Source organism: Staphylococcus coagulans, from assembly GCF_002901995.1.
In the GTDB taxonomy this organism is placed as follows: Bacteria; Bacillota; Bacilli; order Staphylococcales; family Staphylococcaceae; genus Staphylococcus; species Staphylococcus coagulans.
The window spans coordinates 1-16159 of sequence record NZ_PPQN01000041.1; the positions used below are offsets into that span (position 1 = coordinate 1).

15 protein-coding genes are annotated in these 16159 nt (G+C 35.6%); 13 read left to right on the forward strand and 2 right to left on the reverse strand.

Annotated elements, in window-relative coordinates; genetic code table 11:
* Window positions 1-366 precede the first annotated feature (366 nt).
* Window positions 367-1569, forward strand: coding sequence for an MFS transporter (locus tag CD118_RS08825; protein ID WP_060830075.1), 1203 nt, complete (start codon window positions 367-369; stop codon window positions 1567-1569).
* A gap of 83 nt (window positions 1570-1652) precedes the next feature.
* Here the strand turns inward: CD118_RS08825 and rnhC are convergent, their stop codons facing one another.
* Window positions 1653-2588, reverse strand: coding sequence for a ribonuclease HIII (rnhC, locus tag CD118_RS08830; protein ID WP_060830074.1), 936 nt, complete (start codon window positions 2586-2588; stop codon window positions 1653-1655).
* Window positions 2589-2922: 334 nt separating this feature from the next.
* Between rnhC and zapA the strand changes: the two genes are divergently transcribed.
* The 12 genes from zapA to CD118_RS08890 all read left to right on the forward strand — a co-directional run bounded on the left by zapA (window position 2923) and on the right by CD118_RS08890 (window position 15702).
* On the forward strand, window positions 2923-3189 hold the full coding sequence (gene zapA, locus CD118_RS08835) for a cell division protein ZapA (RefSeq protein WP_016424799.1): 267 nt from the start codon (window positions 2923-2925) through the stop codon (window positions 3187-3189).
* A 1-nt stretch (window position 3190) separates the two neighbouring features.
* Entirely contained in the window at window positions 3191-3712 is a 522-nt protein-coding gene (locus tag CD118_RS08840) for a CvpA family protein (RefSeq protein ID WP_050331321.1), read from the forward strand.
* 71 nt (window positions 3713-3783) lie between these two features.
* Entirely contained in the window at window positions 3784-5493 is a 1710-nt protein-coding gene (gene polX / locus CD118_RS08845) for a DNA polymerase/3'-5' exonuclease PolX (RefSeq protein WP_060830073.1), read from the forward strand.
* A gap of 15 nt (window positions 5494-5508) precedes the next feature.
* Entirely contained in the window at window positions 5509-7857 is a 2349-nt protein-coding gene (locus CD118_RS08850) for an endonuclease MutS2 (protein WP_103356581.1), read from the forward strand.
* 77 nt (window positions 7858-7934) lie between these two features.
* Entirely contained in the window at window positions 7935-8249 is a 315-nt protein-coding gene (trxA, locus tag CD118_RS08855; protein WP_050331318.1) for a thioredoxin, read from the forward strand.
* A 222-nt stretch (window positions 8250-8471) separates the two neighbouring features.
* Complete coding sequence (uvrC, locus tag CD118_RS08860; RefSeq protein ID WP_060830071.1) at window positions 8472-10262, forward strand: excinuclease ABC subunit UvrC; 1791 nt, start codon at window positions 8472-8474, stop codon at window positions 10260-10262.
* A 159-nt stretch (window positions 10263-10421) separates the two neighbouring features.
* Entirely contained in the window at window positions 10422-11033 is a 612-nt protein-coding gene (locus tag CD118_RS08865; RefSeq protein ID WP_016424805.1) for a succinate dehydrogenase cytochrome b558 subunit, read from the forward strand.
* Between the two features lie 31 nt (window positions 11034-11064).
* Window positions 11065-12831: a succinate dehydrogenase flavoprotein subunit gene (gene sdhA, locus CD118_RS08870; protein ID WP_016424806.1), complete on the forward strand. Its 1767-nt coding sequence runs from the start codon at window positions 11065-11067 to the stop codon at window positions 12829-12831.
* Window positions 12831-13634 carry a succinate dehydrogenase iron-sulfur subunit gene (sdhB, locus tag CD118_RS08875; RefSeq protein ID WP_050345787.1) on the forward strand — a complete coding sequence of 268 codons (804 nt, stop codon included), beginning with the start codon at window positions 12831-12833 and terminating at the stop codon, window positions 13632-13634. Before sdhA ends, sdhB begins: the two co-directional genes overlap by 1 nt.
* Window positions 13635-13808: 174 nt before the next feature.
* Window positions 13809-14615 (forward strand): glutamate racemase, encoded by an 807-nt coding sequence (racE, locus tag CD118_RS08880; protein WP_016424808.1) that lies wholly within the window; start codon window positions 13809-13811, stop codon window positions 14613-14615.
* A 2-nt stretch (window positions 14616-14617) separates the two neighbouring features.
* A complete protein-coding gene (locus CD118_RS08885; protein WP_060830069.1) occupies window positions 14618-15202 on the forward strand; it encodes an XTP/dITP diphosphatase in 585 nt (194 codons plus the stop codon).
* The gene (locus CD118_RS08890) at window positions 15199-15702 is read left to right on the forward strand and encodes a YfcE family phosphodiesterase (protein ID WP_103356582.1); all 504 of its coding nucleotides are present in this window, start codon (window positions 15199-15201) and stop codon (window positions 15700-15702) included. Before CD118_RS08885 ends, CD118_RS08890 begins: the two co-directional genes overlap by 4 nt.
* 230 nt (window positions 15703-15932) lie before the next feature.
* Here CD118_RS08890 and CD118_RS12380 read toward each other — a convergent pair whose 3' ends face one another.
* The gene (locus CD118_RS12380) at window positions 15933-16004 is read right to left on the reverse strand and encodes an epsilon family phenol-soluble modulin (RefSeq protein ID WP_095658923.1); all 72 of its coding nucleotides are present in this window, start codon (window positions 16002-16004) and stop codon (window positions 15933-15935) included.
* Window positions 16005-16159 lie beyond the last annotated feature (155 nt).

Consider the following 16159-nt stretch of genomic DNA (forward strand, 5'->3'; position numbering starts at 1 on the left):
TTTATTTACTTTTCAGAATTTTAAGTATATTATTAATTTTAGAATAACAATGCTTCTTTAGGATATATTGCACTGAATAACATAGGTGATAAGTAGTAAGTAGAAGAGAATAAGCATTGCTTCGTGAGAAAGAAAATGGACACTCCAATTCTATGACTAAAAGATTAATAAGTCTAAAACGATTATTGAGTGAAAATAATCTAAAAATCCCTTTTATAATAATCTAACTTATTGAATGGGTATCAAAGATTAGAATTTTCATCAGAACGTTTAAATTAAATGAATCATGATGATTGAGATTATTTACAGCGATAAAAACTATAATTGAAGACAAATTAAATGTAAAATACCTGTGAGGTTAGTATAATGATTTCGATTTTGAAACAAAAAAATTTCTTGAGTTTAATCAGCGGTAGTTTTATATCAAATTTAGGAGATGCTATGGCTAATTTGTTTTTAGTTTGGTTAATATATGCTATGACAAACCAGCCATTATATATCGCTATCTCATTACTTTGTTTAGAGGTACCTGCAATTTTGTTTTCGCCGCTAATTGGTCGTTGGATTGATAAAAATATAAAAGTAATAACATATACATCATTTTTATCGAGAGCGATTGTTTTTCTAATTATACCTATCATTTTATACAGTGACAAACTCTATATAGTGTTCTTTTTGTTATTTATCTCAGGTACATTTTCACCAGCTAATGATATATTATCTAATATCTTAATACCTAAAGTCGTTAATAAAAATGAATTAATATCTGCCAATAGTATTTATTATATCCAATTTGATGTAGCGCTTATTTTAGGCCCAATTATTTCAGGTGTTTTCTTAAGTCTTCATTATAATAGTATTGGTTTTATAGTTAACGCAATTACATTTTTAATTTCGCTCTTTTTATTTTTAAAACTTATAAATAAGCTAGATAATGAAAAAACTAATGATATAGAGCAGAAAGTGGTTCTAAAAGAACACTCTTTAAAAAACATTATAAAAGAAACAGGCGTTTTATCTTTGCTAGTCAATAACTCATTGTGGAATCTGCTTATATGGGGTGTTTATCCTGTTGTGATACCCATATTTATTAAGAATGAAATCGATAATAATCCAATTATATTTTCCGTGTTTTCATCTCTCTTATCTTTAGGGATTGTTATAGGGAGTATATTAATTTCTAAATTAAAAATTAAAAGTAGCAGAAAGATTATAGACTTTTCTATTATTGCGCATGGTATCGTCTTCTTTATTATAGGTACAACTCATAATGATTTTTTCTTTCTATTACTAGCATTTTTATTTGGTATCATTTCTGTTCCAGCAATGATATTTTCTAAAACATATATCCAAGAAAATATACCTGAGCAAAATCAAGGAAGAATATTTTCCTTGCTGTATGCTTTTAGTACGGTAGGTTACCCTTTAGGACTAGCGATATCAGCTTTTATAGTTAATATCATAGGCGTTAGGTATGCTATCCTGACTTTATCAACGATACTTATTGTGACTATTGTTTTTTCAAAAATAACTAGAGGTGCTTACGAGAATTTCAAATCGTTAAATTAAAATGTGTACTGAATATAAAAAGCATTACTTTTACGCAATCGTTAAAAGTAATGCTTCTTAATTTATTGGGTTTAATGACATAATTAAGCGTTATATTTTGCATCCACGAGTTTAAGTGCTTTATTACGGTTGCTAAAATGTTTTTTACTTATTTGATCTAACGTTTGAATACCGTGTTTTTCTATTATTTTTGCTGCGGTAAGATCCACTTTATGACTCGCACCTTTTAATATAGGCATACGATATTTTTCTGATAATAAGTCCATGTGTTTAACAAAAGCGTAGCGTGAAATGATACTTGCTGCTGCAATGGCTAGTGATTTTGATTCACCTTTCGTTTCAAATTGTGTTTTGTCCAATTCAGGGACGTTACCTGATGCATATCTTTGATAAACAGCAGGTTGAGCGAATTGGTCAATTACAATGTAATCGAGCATTGTGCTATCGATTTTTTTTAATACATTTTTAATGCATTCGTTATGTAAGACAGCTTTCATTTTAACTTGTGACCAGCCCAAACTTTGGCGTTCATTGTATTTAGGATTATTGAGTACAAGTAGTGAGTGAGGTAAAAAAGTGACAAGTTGTTCTGCTAATTCTGTAATTTTAGCATCCGTTAATTTTTTTGAATCGTCGACCCCTAATTCTTTAAGGATGTGGATATTTTGTTTTGATACAAAACAAGCACATACCGTAAGTGGACCGAAATAGTCGCCACTCCCAGCCTCGTCGCTCCCTATACAGCTCATATTGTTATATGAAATCGAGGTTGTTGACTTTGATTGCGTTTGTGATGGGGGTGAAGAAGGACTTGCTTTCGATCCAAGAAGTTGCTTAGCGATTGCTTCAGCGTTTTGCCCTTGAAACATTACTTTTTTTGAATGATAAATACTAATCGTAGCGCTTTTATATTTCGCACGTGCTTGCATCCCTGTAGGAAGGTTTTGCATTTCTGGTTTCAGTTGAGCTAAAAGTTGCTCGATGTCAGCTGAACTCAGTTTTACAACAATATTTGACATGTTTTAACCTCGCTTCTTATTTTTCCTCTCAAATCGTAACACAGCGACGAGAAGATATAAACGATAAAGTAGAATTCAAAGGTTTCGTCTATAACATGCAGTTTACCATTTGAAATCAACTTTCTATATGGAATATTATTTTATTTGAAGAATATTAATTGTAGATAATAAGCAACGTGACGTCAATTTGATATGTAGGTATAAATGAAAAAAGACGTTCTCTTAGTTTGTAGTTCTAACGAAGCATTGCACTCTGAATGATACACAAAAGCACCTATCTCGTGTATAATGAACCATGATAAATAAAAATGAAAATAGGGCTAGGTGAGTGAAGATGGGTGAGTTCAAAAATCGAATCAATGTAACGATTAATGATCAGAATTATACGATTTTAGGAGAAGACGATCCTGAACATATTCGTTATGTCGCTGACTTAGTAGATGGTAAAATAAAAGAGTTAGGACGCAAAAATGCAGGTTTGGATTCGGTTAGGAAATCTGTGCTAACCGCAGTCAATGTTATGCATGAACTCGTACTCTTAGAAGAAGAAAATGCGCGTTTGCGAGAAGAGATACAGCGTTTAAAACAAAGAGGCAACTAATGTGTTATTATTATTCATTTTAATTGTCATTTTTTTGTTTGCGATGACAGGGTTTCATAGAGGCGGGGTTGCAAGTGCACTACATTTAGGAAGTACGTTTTTTTCGTTATGGGTGGCAAGTCGCTTTTATCACCCACTCAGTCATTACTCTAAATTATTTATACCTTATCCAAGAACGCGTGCATATGAAACGGATTTTGTAGTAGCGTTAGATCATCACGAGGCAAGGTTCAATCACATTGTGGTGTTTCTCCTCATTGTGATTGTCGTCAAAACAATGATGTATCTTGTGATTAACAGTTTTGACCAGCTGTTTGAGACGCAACGGATGACAGTGTTCAATCGTTTAATGGGTGCATTTGTAGCATGTTGTTCTGCATTCATTTGTCTGCATTATATCTGCTTTTTATTTGCGTTATTTCCAGATGCGACCCTTCAAAATGCATTGGCGCATTCTATGACAGGTCAATGGTTCGTAAAAGAGGTTCCACTATTATCAGAGTTTACATTGAATTTAAAATAGACCAAATCAACGAGGCTGAAACGTAAATGGATCTCATACTGTTTCACCCTCTTTTTTAATGAGGTGATATGATGACAAAAAAAGATGTAATTCGTTTATTAGAAAATATTGCGACATATATGGAATTAAAAGGTGAAAATGCATTTAAAGTATCAGCATACCGTAAAGCAGTGCAGAGTCTAGAAGCTGATGAACGTACAATGGATCAAATTAAAGATGTGACAGAGTTAAAAAATATTGGGAAAGGTGTAGGAGAAGTGATCAACACGTTTGTACAAACCGGAAAATCTCCTACGTTAGAATCACTGAAAGCTGAAGTTCCGAGTGGCCTTATTCCTTTACTTAAAATAAAAGGATTAGGAAGTAAAAGAATAGCTAAGCTTTATCATGAATTAAATATCACAGATCAGGCTTCTTTTCAAAAGGCATGTGAAAATCATGAAATCAGTGCACTCAGTGGTTTTGGTAAAAAAACCGAAGAGAAATATTTAGAAGAAGTGAAAGCATTAGGTGCAAAAAAAGATCGTTATCCTATTGATACGATGATGGGTTTGAGTCGCACAATTGATGACTATTTACAAACAATCGACGAAATTGAGCGTTTTGAAGTTGCAGGTAGTTTTCGTCGTATGAAAGAAATGAGTAAGGATTTAGACTATATCATTAGTACGAATGCGCCTTTGAAAGTGCAAAAGCAACTGTTAGAGATGCCCAATAAAGTAGAAGATGTCGCGGTAGGTGAAACGAAAGTCTCATTGGAGTTGAGTTATGATGACGAGACGATTGGTGTGGATTTCCGTTTAATCGAGCCTAAAGCTTTCTATCATACACTACAACACTTCACAGGTTCTAAAGCCCATAATATTAGAATTCGTCAAATTGCTAAAGAAACACAAGAAAAAGTGAGTGAGTATGGGATTGAGCAACCAGATGGTCAGCTACTGCAATTGGATAGTGAAGCGGCGATTTATGAACATTTTGGTGTGCAATGGATAGAACCAAGTATGCGAGAAGATGGTTCAGAATTTGATAGAGACTTGTCAAAGATTATCAGATTAGAAGATATTAATGGTGATATTCATATGCATACGACCGCAAGTGATGGTGCACATCAATTGCGTGAGATGATTGAAGCGAATATTGAAAAAGGCTATGGTTTTATGTGTATCACTGACCATTCTCAAAGTTTACGAGTAGCTAATGGCTTGTCAGTCGAACGTTTATTAAAACAAAATGAAGAGATTAAAGCATTAAATGAAGAATATTCAGAGATAGATATTTATTCAGGGACAGAAATGGATATCCTTCCAGATGGACGATTAGATTATGATGATGACGTATTATCACAATTGGATTATGTCATTGCATCGATCCATCAAAGTTTTAATCAATCTGAAAAAGAAATTATGAAGCGTTTAGAAAGTGCGTGTCGAAATCCTTACGTTCGCCACATTGCTCACCCGACTGGACGCCTTATTGGGCGAAGAGACGGCTACAAACCAGATATTAGCCAGTTGGTGAAATTATGTCGAGAAACTGGCACAGTTTTAGAAATCAATGCTAATCCAAAACGGTTAGATTTAAGTGCCGAGGTGTTACGCCAAAATCCAGACTTAATGGTATCAATTAATACAGATGCGCATCATACAAGACATTTAGATTTTATGAAATTTGGTATTGCAACAGCCCAAAAAGGTTTTGTAAAAAAAGAAAGTGTAGTGAATGCTATGTCTCGTGAAGCATTTAAATCATTTCTTACGAACCCAAAGCAACCTAAATAGAAATTGAGGGATTGGATGAAACAAAAAACTTTAGAAATATTAGAGTTTGATAAAATTAAATCATTGATAGAACAAGAAGTGATGAGTGATTTAGCAGTTGAAAAGGTTAAGCAGCTGACACCCTCTTCTGACTATGATACGGTCGTTTATCAAATGAATGAAATGGACGAAATTGCTAGAATTTATAATCAATATCGTATCCCGAGTATGAGCGGATTATCACGTGTAGAGCCTTTCATTAAACGTGCAACAATTGGCGGTACTTTAAATGTACAGGAATTAAATGCGATAAAGATGCTGATTCAAGTTCAAAATCAGTTTAAGACATTTTACAATCAAATCGTTGAAGATGAAGAGACGATTAATTATGAAATTTTGGACACACAGATGCAACAATTACCGGTCTTAACAGAGTTATATCAATCAATTCATCAAAAATGTGATAGTGATGATTTGTATGATTCTGCAAGTGTGCAGTTACAGTCGATTCGAAGTCGTATCTCTAAAACAAATCAAAATGTTAAAACACAACTTGATCGCATTGTAAAATCTACCGGAAATCAAAAAAAGCTTTCTGATGCCATTGTGACAGTGAGAAATGAACGTAATGTTATTCCTGTTAAAGCTGAATATCGACAAGATTTTAATGGTATTGTTCATGACCAATCGGCTTCAGGTCAAACACTCTATATTGAGCCTGCATCAGTCGTAGAATTAAACAACCAAGTTAGCCGTCTACGCAGTGAAGAAGCAACAGAGCGTCAACGGATTTTAACTGAATTAACACAAGAAGTTGCAGAAGTAGCTGATGCTTGCTTGCTTTCTGAAAAGGTCATGGGACATTTAGACTTTTTGATTGGTAAAGCGAGATATGCCTCTAAAATCAAAGGGACTAAACCAGAATTTTTTAAAGAGCGACAAGTCTATTTGCCGAAAGCATTTCATCCACTCTTGGATCGTGAAACGGTTGTGGCGAATACTATAGAATTTGCTTCTTCTATTCAAACCGTAATTATTACCGGTCCGAATACGGGTGGTAAGACCGTAACGCTTAAAACATTGGGATTAATTATTATCATGGCGCAATCTGGCTTACTGATTCCAACTTTAGATGGCAGTCAATTGAGCGTATTTGATCATGTATTTTGCGATATTGGTGACGAACAATCTATTGAGCAGTCGCTTTCAACGTTTTCTTCACATATGAAAACCATCGTTTCTATTTTAGACGAAGCGAATGCACAAAGCTTGATACTTTTTGACGAATTGGGTGCTGGAACTGATCCAAGTGAAGGTGCGGCATTAGCTATGAGCATTCTAGATGATGTTCATGAGTTAGGCGCGCTTGTGATGGCAACAACGCATTATCCTGAATTAAAGGCTTATAGTTATAATCGCGCAGGTGTGATGAATGCAAGTGTTGAATTTGATGTCAATACGTTAAGTCCGACTTACAAATTATTAATGGGTGTACCCGGGCGTTCAAATGCGTTTGATATTTCTAAGCGTCTTGGATTAAAATCTAAAATTATTCATCACGCAAAATCAATGCTCGGTCAAGATGAACAAGAAATTAATGAAATGATTGCAGCATTAGAAAACAATGCAAAACGTGTAGACAATCAACGAATTGAATTAGATCGTCTTGTTCGTGAAGCTTCTCAAACGCATAAAGCATTATCAGAAGCATATGAGAAATATCAAAATTATGAAGCGCGGTTAATGGAAGAGGCTAAAGAAAAAGCGAATCAGCGTGTGAAATCGGCAATGGAAGAAGCAGATGATATTTTGAAATCGTTGCGAGAGATGCGCGATCAAAAAGGTGCAGAAGTTAAAGAACATGAACTTATCGAACAAAAGAAACGACTTGAAGACCAGTATGAAGCATCCTCAATCAAACAAAATGTTAAAAAGCAAAAATGGGATGATATTGTGGCTGGCGATGAAGTTAAAGTATTATCGTACGGTCAAAAAGGTGAAGTTTTAGAGCTATTGGATAATGAAGAAGCCGTTGTACAAATGGGGATTATTAAAATGAAAATCCCGTTAAAAGATTTAGAGAAAAAAGAAAAGACGAAAGAAAAAACGACAAAAATGGTCACAAGAACAAACCGTTCGCCAGTGAAAATGGAGTTAGATTTAAGAGGATATCGCTATGATGAAGCTATGATTGCTTTAGACCAATATCTTGATCAAGCGGTATTGAGCAATTACGAAGACGTTTATATTATTCACGGAAAAGGAACGGGTGCACTTCAAAAAGGTGTGCAACAACATTTGAAAAAACACAAAAGCGTCTCCACTTTTAGAACGGGGATGCCAAGTGAAGGTGGTTTTGGTGTGACGGTTGCTACAATTAAATAATGAGCAATTGTAGTGAAATGCTAAATACAATTTGTTATAATTTGACCATCACATGATAATTAAGGAGGCAACTTCCTATGGCATTAATAGAAGTAAAAGATTCAAATTTTGAAGAACAAATTAATGAAGGTGTTAAATTAGTAGACTTTTGGGCAACTTGGTGTGGTCCATGTAAAATGATTGCGCCTGTTTTAGAAGACTTAGCGCAAGATTATGACGGTAAAGTAGATATCTTAAAATTAGATGTCGACCAAAACCAAGCAACAGCTGCAAAATACGAAGTGATGAGTATTCCAACACTTATCGTATTTAAAGACGGTGAACCAGTTGATAAAGTTGTTGGTTTCCAACCAAAAGAAAATTTAGCTCAAGTTCTAGATAAACACATTTAATGTGAGTGCCTCTTTTTTTAATTTAAACGAAAGACGTTATCGCATTATTATGGAAAATTAAAAGCGCAATAGGTGATGACATGATTGATGCGCTTAAAAGAAGCTAATATCTATAAAATCGCCATTGCGGGGGTGAGATAGATTATAATTGTAATTGATTATAATTCTATTTCACTCCCTTTTCATTGTTAGAGCTGGGGAAATAAAGAAGGTGAATGAATGATGGAGGATACAAAGCAGCATATTAAGCAAAAATTGTCTGTGTTGCCTATGGAGCCGGGTTGTTACTTAATGAAAGATCGGCAAGACCAAGTGATTTATGTAGGCAAAGCGAAGAAATTAAGAAATCGTGTCCGTTCTTATTTTACAGGTGCACATGATACGAAAACAACGCGACTTGTAAGAGAAATAGTTGATTTCGAGTATATTGTCACATCGAGCGAGACAGAGTCATTGCTATTGGAACTAAATTTGATTAAAAAGTATCAACCTCGTTATAACGTATTATTAAAAGATGATAAAAGCTACCCCTTTATTAAAATAACAAAAGAGCGACATCCTAAACTAATCGTAACCCGAACAGTTCGTAAAGGAAGCGGAAAATATTTTGGGCCTTATCCTAATGCTTATTCTGCACATGAGACAAAAAAATTATTAGATCGTATCTATCCATTTCGTAAATGTGATAAAATGCCAGATCGTTTATGCCTCTATTATCATATTGGGCAATGTTTAGGACCTTGTGTGTATCCGGTAGACCAATCTGAATATGAAAGAATGACAAGGGAAATTACCGAATTTTTAAACGGGGAAGATAAAACGATTTTAAGAAATCTTGAAGAAAAAATGCAAAAAGCAAGTGAGAATCTAGAATTTGAACAAGCGAAAGAATATCGTGATTTAATTCAACACATTCATAATCTAACCAAAAAGCAAAAAATTATGTCAGCCGATCAAACGGTTAGAGACGTTTTCGGTTATAGCGTGAATAAAGGATGGATGTGTATCCAAGTCTTTTTCATTAGACAAGGTAATCTGATTGAAAGAGAAGCAACGATGTTTCCATTGCAACAAACCCCTGAAGAAGAATTCTATACATTTATTGGTCAGTTCTATCAATTAAATCAACATTTCTTACCTAGGGAAGTTCATGTTCCTTCAAATCTTGATACGACTATGATTGGTTCAGTAGTAGATACAAAAATCGTTTCGCCTCAGCGTGGTCAAAAAAAGCAACTTGTTGATATGGCAAATAAAAATGCACATATTGCATTAGACAATAAATTTGAACTCATTGCTAGAGATGAATCTCGAACAGTCAAAGCAATCGAACAATTGGGCGATGCGATGGGGATTCAAACACCTATTCGTATAGAGGCTTTTGATAATTCGAACATACAAGGTGTTGATCCCGTTTCTGCAATGGTCAGTTTTGTCGATGGAAAGCCAGATAAAAAAGGCTATCGTAAATACAAAATAAAATCTGTTGAAGGTCCAGATGATTATAAATCTATGCAAGAAGCAGTGCGTCGTCGCTATACACGTGTGTTAAATGAAGGTTTGCCTCTTCCAGACTTGATTATTGTTGACGGAGGGAAAGGCCACATGTCGAGTGTCGCAAGTGTATTAGAAAATGAGTTAGGCTTAGACATTCCAATTGCGGGTCTTGCTAAAAATGACAAGCACCAGACATCAGAATTATTGTATGGAGAGACCGCACAAGTTATTCCTTTGAAGAAAAACAGCCAAGCTTTCTATTTATTGCATCGTATTCAAGATGAAGTGCATCGTTTTGCGATTACTTTCCATCGTCAAACGAGACAAAAAACAGGAATGCAATCGGTACTAGATCAAGTCGAAGGTATCGGTCCAAAACGTAAAACAAAATTATTAAGAACATTTGGTTCGATTAGAAAAATGCGTGAAGCAAGTGTGGAGCAACTTCAAGAAGCAGGACTGCCTAAAAATACGGCCACTTTACTCTATGAAACACTAAAAGAGAAAAATGAATGAATTTGGTATGAGAATCATTCTCATACCCAAATTTGTCACATTTAGTGTTACAATGAAGGAGAGTTGATTTCTTTTTTTATATTCATATGCAAACGTTTTCTAAAATCCGACAGTTAAAAAGAAATCAAAAATTTAAAAGTATTGCAGGGGGGACTTCCTTTGGCACAATCGAAGAATCAATTCTACCTTCGACGTTTACATTCTTTACTTGGTGTGATTCCATTAGGCGCATTTTTACTTGTTCATTTAATGGTAAACCATCAAGCAACACAAGGGGTAGAAGCATTTAATAAAGCGGCGCACTTTATGGAGTCGCTACCATTTCTATACGCCTTAGAGATTATCATGATTTATATTCCAATTTTATATCATGCAGTCTACGGTGTACATATTGCATTTACGGCGAGTCAAAATATCGGGCATTACTCGTATATGCGAAACTGGTTATTCTTACTTCAACGTGCATCTGGATTATTAACATTTGTCTTTATTATGATTCACTTATGGCAAACACGTATTCAAAAATTCTTCGGGCAAGAAGTCAATTTTGATATGGTCCATCAAATTGTTTCTAATCCAGCTTGGCTCATTTTCTATATTGTATGTATTATTGCGGTAGTATTCCATTTTTCGAATGGTCTTTGGTCATTCTTAGTTACATGGGGTTTCCTACAATCACCAAAATCACAACGCGTATTTACTTGGATTTCACTTATTGTGTTCGTGATTGTTTCTTACATCGGTGTTAGCGCAATTTTAGCTTTCGTATAACGTTTAATCATTTCAGGGGAGTGACAATTCTATGGCAGAGAAGAAAATTATTGTTGTCGGGGGCGGACTTGCCGGTCTCATGTCAACAATTAAAGCAGCGGAACAGGGAGCGCATGTAGATTTATTCTCAATTGTTCCAGTAAAACGCTCTCACTCTGTTTGTGCACAGGGTGGTATTAATGGAGCAGTCAACACTAAAGGTGAAGGTGATTCTCCATGGATACACTTCGACGATACAGTTTATGGGGGCGACTTTTTAGCGGATCAACCTCCAGTTAAAGCCATGACTGAAGCAGCGCCGAAGATAATCCACTTATTAGATCGTATGGGCGTCATGTTTAACAGAACAAATGAAGGTTTATTAGACTTCCGACGTTTTGGTGGAACGCTACATCACAGAACTGCTTTCGCAGGTGCCACAACAGGTCAACAGTTGCTATATGCACTAGATGAACAAGTTCGTAGCTTTGAAGTCGATGGCTATGTAACAAAATATGAAGGTTGGGAATTTTTAGGTATCGTTAAAGACGAGGACAATGCCGCACGTGGTATTGTAGCTCAAAATATCACAACTTCAGAAATTCAATCTTTCGGTTCAGATGCTGTTATTATGGCAACAGGTGGCCCGGGTATTATCTTCGGTAAAACAACGAACTCTATGATCAATACAGGTTCTGCAGCTTCGATTGTTTATCAACAAGGGGTTAAATATGCTAATGGCGAGTTTATTCAAATCCATCCAACTGCAATTCCAGGCGACGATAAACTTCGTCTTATGAGTGAATCCGCACGTGGTGAAGGTGGACGTATTTGGACATACAAAGATGGTAAGCCATGGTATTTCTTGGAAGAAAAATATCCTGACTATGGTAACCTCGTACCACGTGATATTGCGACACGTGAAATTTTTGATGTCTGCGTCAATCAAAAACTTGGTATCAATGGTGAAAACATGGTATACCTTGATTTATCACATAAAGATCCACATGAATTAGATGTTAAACTCGGTGGTATCATTGAAATTTATGAAAAATTTACTGGTGATGATCCACGTAAAGTACCAATGAAAATTTTCCCAGCGGTTCACTATTCGATGGGTGGCCTTTATGTAGATTATGATCAAATGACAAATATAGATGGGTTATTTGCAGCAGGAGAGTGTGACTTTTCACAACATGGGGGTAACCGCTTAGGTGCCAACTCACTCTTATCCGCAATATATGGCGGAACAGTAGCTGGACCAAACGCAGTTAAATATGTTGAAAATGTTGAAAAATCATATGTCGACATGGATGAAAGTATGTATCAACGTCGTGTAGAAGAAGAGCAAGCACGTTTTGATAAGTTGTTGAATATGAAAGGAACAGAAAACGCATATAAACTGCACCGTGAACTTGGTGAAATTATGACAGCGAATGTAACGGTAGTACGTCATAACGATAATCTTTTAGAGACGGATAAAAAGATTGTTGAATTAATGAAACGTTACCACGATATTGACATGGAAGATACATCACAATGGAGTAACCAAGCGGTCTTCTTTACACGTCAATTGTGGAATATGCTTGTACTAGCACGTGTAATTACAATTGGTGCATACAATCGTAACGAATCACGTGGTGCACATTATAAACCTGAATTCCCGAACAGAAATGACGATGAGTGGTTGAAACATACATTAGCTGAGTATAAAGGACCAGAAGAAAAACCAGCATTCACGTATAAACCAGTTGATGTAAGCTTAATTCCACCTCGTAAACGTGACTACACAAGTAAGTCAAAAGGGGGTAAAAAATAATGGCAGAAACGGCAGAAAAACAACCAACTGAAACAAAAACTTCTAACAAAACAGTTACGTTAATTATTAAACGTCAAAAAGATCAAAATTCTAAACCTTATGAAGAAACATTTGTTATTCCTTATCGAGAAAACATGAATGTGATTGCTGCATTAATGGAAATTCGACGTAATCCGATTAATGATAAAGGGGAAAAAACAACACCTGTCACATGGGATATGAGTTGCTTAGAAGAGGTTTGTGGTGCGTGTTCAATGGTGATTAACGGGCGTGCACGTCAATCATGTTCCGCTATTGTTGATCAACTAGAACAACCGATTCGACTTGAGCCTATGAATACTTTCCCTGTTATCCGTGATTTACAAGTAGACCGTACACGGATGTTCGATAACCTTAAACGTATGAAAGCATGGGTACCTATCGATGGAACATATGACTTAGGACCAGGACCTCGTATGCCAGAGAAAAAACGTCAAACAGCATATGAATTATCTAAATGTATGACTTGTGGGGTATGCTTAGAAGTATGTCCAAACGTGACAAGCACTAACAATTTTGTAGGCGCTCAAGCTATTTCGCAAGTACGTTTATTCAACTTGCATCCAACAGGCGCTATGACTAAAGATGAACGTTTAAATGCGCTTATGGATCAAGGTGGCTTACAAGCATGTGGTAATTCACAAAACTGTGTGCAAGCTTGTCCTAAAGGTATTCCATTAACAACATCAATTGCTGCACTTAATCGTGAAACATCATTCCATATGTTCAAATCATTCTTTGGTTCAGACCATGAAGTTGAATAATTGAAATATAAGCGGTGAATGGACTTAAATGTGAGTCTGTTCACCGCTTTTTCTATTTCAAGATAAAAGAAAAAAGTACAGGAACGACTGGACGACACGTACGCTTTCAGTGTCCAATAATATAACGGATATGATAAAATAAAATACATAATGAAAATGAACAGGATGAATGTGATGGATAAACCGATTGGAGTTATGGATTCGGGCGTTGGGGGCCTTACTGTTGCGAAAGAGATTATGAGACAACTTCCTAATGAAACGATTTATTACTTAGGGGATGTTGGACGTTGTCCATATGGGCCGAGAAACCAAGAAGAAGTTAAACAGTTTACGATTGAAATGGCGATGTATTTAACACAGTTTGATATAAAAATGCTTGTAATAGCTTGTAATACAGCGACAGCCGTTGCTTTAGAACCTTTACAAAAGCAATTAAGAATTCCGGTTATCGGAGTGATTGAGCCCGGAGCCCGTACAGCGATTATGACGACTAAAAATCAAAACGTACTTGTTCTAGGGACAGAAGGAACAATTAAATCTGAAGCTTACAGAGAGCATATTAAGCGTATCAATCCTAAAGTAGATGTATACGGTGTGGCATGTCCAGGATTTGTCCCATTGGTAGAAGAAATGAAGTATAAAGATCCAACCATTACAAATATTATTATTCACCAAACGCTTAAGAGTTGGAGACAAACAGATGCGGATACAGTGATTTTAGGTTGTACCCATTATCCACTGCTTTATCAACCGATATTTGACTACTTTGGTAAAACGAAAACAGTCATTTCATCCGGTCTAGAAACAGCGAGAGAAGTGAGTGCACTTTTAACATTTAGTCAAGAGCATGCAAACTATGATCCACATCCGAAACATCGTTTTTTCGCAAATGGAGAAGTGAGATACATGACTTATATTATTAAAGAATGGCTCAACATAGACACACAAGTAGAACGGATACATTTAGGTGAGGAGGAATAAAAATGACGGATATTGTTATTGCATCGTCAAACAAAGGTAAAATAAACGATTTTAAAGTTATTTTTTCAGATTATAATGTAATGGGAATCAATGAAATCATTGAAGACTTTGATGTAGAAGAAACAGGGACTACATTTGAAGAAAATGCACGTTTGAAATCTGAAGCGGCAGCTAAAGCTTTAAATAAGACCGTGATTGCTGATGATAGTGGTTTAGAAGTAACCGCTTTGAATGGCGAACCTGGCGTTTATTCAGCACGATATGCAGGGCTAGAAAAAAATGATGAAGCTAACATTCAAAAAGTACTCGAAGGTTTAGAAGATAAAAGCGATCGCACGGCTCGTTTTGTTTGTGTCATCAGTATGACCACTGCAGAAGGCGTAACGAAAACATTTAGAGGTACGGTTGAAGGGGAAATTACGTTGAACAAAATTGGTGAAAATGGATTTGGATATGATCCTATTTTCTTAGTACCTGACCAACAAAAAACAATGGCGCAATTAACAGCTGAAGAGAAAGCGGATATCAGTCATCGACGAAAAGCAATTGATCAACTGCAAGCCTATATTGAAGGTGAGGCAAAATGAAAAAGCTAATAGTCGCTAGTGATAACCATTCAGAATCAGGTATCTTGTATCAAATTTATGAAGAACACCAAGATGCAGATGCATTTTATCATTTGGGCGATTCTGAATTTGCCTATCAAGATACGGAGTTAAGCTTATATCATCGCGTAAAAGGCAACATGGACTTTTATCCTGAATTTCCAGAATCACAAGCAGACAATTTTGAAGAAGCAAATGTTTTTTACACACATGGTCATTTATTTGGAGTCAATCGTTCACGTGTAGAATTGGCACATGTTGCAGCACAACACCAAGCAACGATTGCATTATATGGACATACCCATGTGGCACGTTACGAAAAAATCAATGATGTACACGTGATTAATCCAGGAAGCATATCACAATCTAGAAGTGATATTGAAGAAACATATGCAGAACTGATAATCGATGGAAAAGACAGTGAAGTTCGATTTAGAAATCGTGATCACAAGATAATAGAAACGATCCCTTTCGAGCTATAAAGTAGCATTTTTAAATCGCTTATTTTATAAAGCGAGGATATTGCGACAGAATTATATTAATTAATGTACCATCTGTATTTATAGATATTTGAAGAAAGTCTTGTTTTGGCTCAGTCAAAGTGAATTATCATTTAAAAAATAAAAAAGCCGCTTTTCCATACTATTTTATGGATGAGCGGCTTTTTAGGTACATACATCATACATACGAGCGGTTCGTGTTAAAAGCAAGATTATTTGTTGTCGCCACCAAATAAACCTTTGATGAATTCGATGGCTTTTTTGATTAGGTTGATGATAAACATTGTCTTCACCTCCTTTGTATTTCTTAACTGTAGTATAACGGTTAATTTCCGAGTCTAGTGCATTTTGACCTACTTGGTAACTTTAGTTTCTTAAATGTAGTTAATAAACATATGTCTTACAGTCATGATTGCGTAAGTGTAGTATTTTATTAAAT